4 protein-coding genes are annotated in these 4,937 nt (G+C 72.2%); all 4 read right to left on the bottom strand.

The window, feature by feature from the left end:
* On the bottom strand, window positions 1-259 hold a 259-nt coding region (locus E1283_RS31615), incomplete at its 3' end, for an anti-sigma factor family protein (RefSeq protein ID WP_425086263.1).
* A complete protein-coding gene (sigM, locus tag E1283_RS31610; protein WP_425086262.1) occupies window positions 256-999 on the bottom strand; it encodes an RNA polymerase sigma factor SigM in 744 nt (247 codons plus the stop codon). The genes sigM and E1283_RS31615, both read right to left, overlap by 4 nt.
* Window positions 1,000-1,066: 67 nt before the next feature.
* Window positions 1,067-2,785, bottom strand: a complete 1,719-nt coding sequence (locus E1283_RS31605) for a protein kinase family protein (protein WP_132821604.1) — start codon at window positions 2,783-2,785, stop codon at window positions 1,067-1,069.
* Between the two features lie 197 nt (window positions 2,786-2,982).
* Window positions 2,983-4,937 (bottom strand): murein biosynthesis integral membrane protein MurJ (gene murJ, locus E1283_RS31600; protein ID WP_132821603.1); only part of this gene is annotated, 1,955 nt, incomplete at its 5' end.

Here is a 4,937-nt window from a genome sequence, read left to right as displayed (position 1 = left end):
GCACCGTGGGGGGAGCGGCGGGCCGGGCGCTGGTCGCCTCGGCCGCCAGCGCGGCATCGATGCGGGCCGCGACGTCATCCGGGATGGAGGGGACAGGTAGATCCCTAAGTTCCTGGCGCAGGACGAGAAGGTCCGCGTGGACCTCGGCGCAGCCGGTGCACTGCGCGAGATGCTGCCGCAGTTCCGCGGCCTCCTCCACGGACAGCAGGTCCTCGTCGAGCGCCGCGATCTCGGCGGGGTCCGGATGGTTGTTGTTCATGGGTTTCCGCCTCCGCCCCGCCTGGTTCCGGTCTCGCCCGTCTCCCTCGGAGGTGGGACGGATGTCCCCGGTGCCTGGTTCCTACCGTCGAGGTCTTCGGGGTCCCGAGGGGAATCCTGGCTGGTGCGGGGGCGGAGATGACGCAGTAGAGGCAGGAGCCGGGCCCGACCGCGGGCGCATCGGCTCTTGATGGTTCCGACCGGGGTGTTGAGGATGCGGGCGGCCTCGGCGACCGGATAGCCCTGCATGTCGACCAGGACCAGGGCGGCCCGCTGCTCGGCCGGCAGTTCGTCCAGCGCGAGCCGCAGCTCGCGGCGCAGATCCTGGCGCTCGGCGGGAGCCGCCGCCGACTCGTGCGGCTCCAGGAGGTCCTCGAGACGCTCGGGCTCCGGCATGGGGGCTGTCTTGCGGCTGTTGGCCCGGCGGATGCGGTCGAGGCAGGCGTTCACGGTGATCCGGTGCAGCCAGGTGGTGACGGCGGCCTGGCCGCGAAAGGTGTGCGCGGCGCGATAGGCGGAGACCAGGGCGTCCTGGAGGGCGTCGGCCGCCTCCTCGCGGTCGCCGAGGGTGCGCAGGGCCACGGCCCAGAGCCGGTCCCGATGGCGGCGGACCAGTTCCGAGAAAGCATCGGGATCGCCGGCGGCGTGCCGGGCGAGCAGTTCGTCGTCGGAGTCGACGGTCGGCCCGTCCGTCGCGCGTCTGCCCACGGCGACCCCTCCCCTCTGTGCCATGTCTGCCATCTCCGCCGCCGCTTGCCCCGTTGAACGCCGTGTGCTGCCCGTGCGCCTCCGGACGGAGGCCGCTCGGTCAGTTCGATACGGTGATCTCGGCGATGCGGCCACGGTAGTTGCCATCGTCACCGAGAGGCAGGTCGGTTAGCCAGACGAGAACGAACTGTGTCTCGATTGGTTCTTCGGCCGTGAGCGTCACGTCTTCCCCGGTGTCCTCGGCGATCACGGTGAAGTCGTCAAGGGTGGTGGGCATGTCGGTGACGTCCGGGCCGGCGGCTCGGAACTCGATGGGGGTGTCACCGAAGGCGTCGACCGTCACGGAGTTGACGCTCTGGGGCTCGCCGAGATCGAGGATGAGGCCCAGCCCGTCCTTGATGTTGCCGAAGCCGGGGCCGTAGTAGTTCTTGGTGTGCCAGACCGACTCGGGGTCGCCGTCGATGACGTTGCCGACCATCTCGGGATTCTGACTGTTGCCGCCGGGGCCGGGGTTGAACTCGACGACCTGGTCGACGGTGACCGGCCCCGACGCGGGAGCGTCGTCCTCTCCCTGGACCGGGGGCGGCGTGGGCTGCTCGTTCTCCGGGGGGTTGTCGCCCTTCAGCAGTGCGTCGGCCAACTGCCAACTGCCCAGGCCCAGGGCGGCGATCAGCAGGGCCGAGACGCCCCACTTGAGGGCGGTGCCGGTGCGGCCCGGCAACGCGGGCGCCGGCGGCGCCGGGGCGCGCGTCGCGGTGGGCGGGAGCGTGCGGTCGCCGTTGGCCAGCGTGCCGCGCTGGTAGGTGGTGCGCTGGAAGCCCGCGATGTGGGTCGGCGTGTCCTCCGGGGGCCGGATGCGGGGCAGTTCGGCCAGCGCCCTGCTGATCTCGTCCGCGGTGGTGAACGGTGGCTTCTGACTGGCCGCGGTGGCGCCCTCGTTGACCAGGGCGCGCATGGCGATCTCCGAGAGCCCGCGGTGCACGCCGGCCCGCAGTTGGTCCGGGGTGACCAGAGAGTCCCTGGAGCCCTTGCTGAGCCCCGCGACACCGCTCAGGCCGTAGGCACCGTCGGCGTAGGGCCAGCGCTGCGTCAGCGCCGCGTAGAGCAGCGCGCCGACGGCCTCGGTGTCGGTGCGCTTGGGGGCCTCCGAGGTGATGCCGCGCAGTGCCGCGTCGACGGCGAGGCCGCGGATCCGGAACTGGCTGGGGCCGGTGCGCAGCACGGTGGCCGGAGTGAGCCGCAGATGGGCCAGGTCCTTGCGGTGGGCTGCGGCCATGGCCTGGGCGACCTGGGCGGCGAGCGCCGAGGCCTCGTGCGGGTCGAGTGGACCGGTGGCCAGGACGGTGCTCAGGGGCGTGGCGTCGGGAAGCCACTCGTGGATGACGTGGACCAGGTCGTTGTCCTCCACGGCATCCAGCACCTGGACGAACTTCGGGTCGCCGAGCAGTGCCGCGGAGCGGGCGGCGGCGAGCACTTGGGGCGCCCGCTCGTGGCCGGCCGGCAGGACGTGGACGCCCACGGCGCGGCGCAGCTTCTCGTCCACCGCGCGCCAGCTGCTGAAGCCGTCCAGTCGGGTGATGCACTCCTCGAACCGGTAGCGCTTGGCGAGCCGGTGTCCGCTGTGCAACTCGGCGGGGCGGGGCCGATCGGCTCTCTCCTTGCTCGCCTGGTCCGCCGTGGCCGCCGGGTCCCCCGACGACCCCGCTGTCAGCGCGATCGTCGTGGTGTCCGTCTGCTTCTCGGCCTGCTTGGCGTCCGAGGCCTGCTCGGTACTCGCCGGGCGATGTGGAGGGCTAGTCGCCGTGCTCCGTTCGGCCACCGTGGGTTCCGCCTCCCCGTTGTCGGCTGTGGGCTATTGACACTGCCAGATTCATTGTGCCGGTAGTCCGCCACCCTGCACGACATGTGAGTACGGGCGGAGGTTGTACGGCGTGTGGCCGAAGGGTGTCCTCAGCGGGCCCTCCCTGCGGGGATCCCGGGGATCACGGCGTCGCAACGACATCACGGGTGCCCAGGTCAGCGGCCGAGCCGGGAGCGGACCATGCCGACGAGGCCGGTGAGCTCCTCGACGCGCATCCTGCGGGCCGCGAGGTAGAAGACGGCCAGCAGGACCACGCCGCCCACCGTGAGGGCGGCCACCGAGCCGATGAGGCCCGCGCCGAGCGCGTTGAGCAGCGCGAAGCCGGCGGCGCCGCCGAGCAGGGCCGCCGGGACGCTGGCGCCGCAGAGCCGGATGTAGGTGCGTACGATCCGGGCGCCGTCGAGGTCGGTGCGCAGCCGGGCGCGCAGCCGGCGCCAGGCGATCCCGACGCCGAGGACATAGGCGATGCCGTAGCTGAAGGCGATCCCCGCGACGACCCAGCGGTCGGGCAGGATCGCGTAGCTGGCCAGCGAGAGGACGATCCAGCCGATCGAGACGATCACCGTGTTGTAGAAGGGGGTGCGGGTGTCCTCGTAGGCGTAGAAGGCGCGCAGCACGACGTACTGGGCGGAGTAGGGGATCAGGCCCAGGCCGAAGGCCATCAGGATGTAGCCGAAGGACCGGGCGCTCTCCTCGCCGGCCGTCTGGAAGAGCAGGGTGCACATCGGCACGCCGAGCGCCAGGAAGGCGAAGGCGATGGGCACGATGGCCACGGCCGAGGTGCGCAGCCCGTGCGAGAGGTCGTCACGGACGGCGGCGGTGTCCTCGTCGGCGGCGGACCGGGAGAGCCGGGGCAGCAGGGCGGCCATCACCGAGACCGTGATGATGGCCTGGGGCATCTGCCAGATCAGCAGGGCGCTGTTGTAGGCGATGAAGCCGGTGCCGTCGAAGCCCGTCTCGGCGGCGCGCTGGCCGGCCGCGGTGGAGAGCTGGGTGACGACCAGCAGCGCGGCCTGGTTGGCCAGCACGAAGAACACGGTCCACTTGGCCATGGTGGCGGCCTTGCCGAGACCGTGGCCGCGCCAGTCGAAGCGGGGGCGGATACGGAAGCCGGCGGCGCGGAGGTAGGGGATCATCGCGCCGGCCTGGACGACGAGGCCGAGCAGGGTGCCCACGCCCAGCAGCTGGACCGCCTCGCCGCTGACGGTGTCCTCGGTGAGCCCCGAGGACTCCTGGGTCCCGTAGACCCAGAGGAACATGCCGAAGGTGAAGATGACGACGATGTTGTTGAGGACCGGGGTCCACATCATCGGGCCGAAGTGGTCCCGGGCGTTGAGGATCTGGCCGATCACCGTGTAGACGCCGGTGAAGAAGATGGTCGGCAGGAAGTAGCGGGCGAAGGTGACGGTCACCTCGTTGGCGCCCGGGTCACCGGCGATCGAGGGTGACTGCAAGCTGACCAGCAGCGGGGCGGCCAGCATGCCGGCGACGACCAGCGCGGCCAGGGCGGCCATGACGACGGTGAGCAGCCGGTTGGCGTAGGCGTCGCCGCCGTCGGGGTCGTTCTTCATCGCGCGGACGAGCTGCGGCACGAAGACGGAGTTGAGGCCGCCGCCGATGATCAGGAAGTAGATCATGGAGGGCAGGGCCCAGGCGACGGTGTAGGTGTCGCCGAGGACGGCCGCGCCCAGTGCGGCGACGGTGACCAGCTGGCGGACGAAGCCGGTGACGCGGGAGACCAGGGTGCCGGCGGCCATCACGGCGCTGGACTTCAGCAGGCTCGCGGCCCGCCCCTGGCGCTTGGCCGGCGCGGCCGGCCCCGCCGGGGGCGCCGGGGCGGTCTCGGCCCGTGCCGGGGCCGGCGCGGGCCGGGGGGCGGCGGCCGCGGGCCTGGCCTGGCGCGGGGCGGCCTGCTGGTCGCGGAAGAGATGGGCGAAGGCGTCGTCGGTGGACTGTCGGGGCTGTTCGCCCGGCTGGCCGGTCAGCCCCTCGGTGCCGCCGTAGCCGCCCTGGGCCGGGTAGGAGGGCTCGGGCGCCCAGTTCTGCTGCTGCTGGCCGTACCCCGGCTGCTGTGGCTGGTGCTGGTGGGGGTACTGATGTGGGTGCTGGG

Origin of the sequence: Streptomyces hainanensis (assembly GCF_004348415.1) — a bacterium.
Taxonomy (GTDB): Bacteria; Actinomycetota; Actinomycetes; order Streptomycetales; family Streptomycetaceae; genus Streptomyces; species Streptomyces hainanensis.
This window is presented reverse-complemented; position numbering and strand designations above follow the sequence as displayed.

Coding starts and splice junctions, on each gene's coding strand:
- sigM (WP_425086262.1), bottom strand. CDS start 999: ATGGCAGACATGGCACAGAGGGGAGGGGTCGCCGTGGGCAGACGCGCG.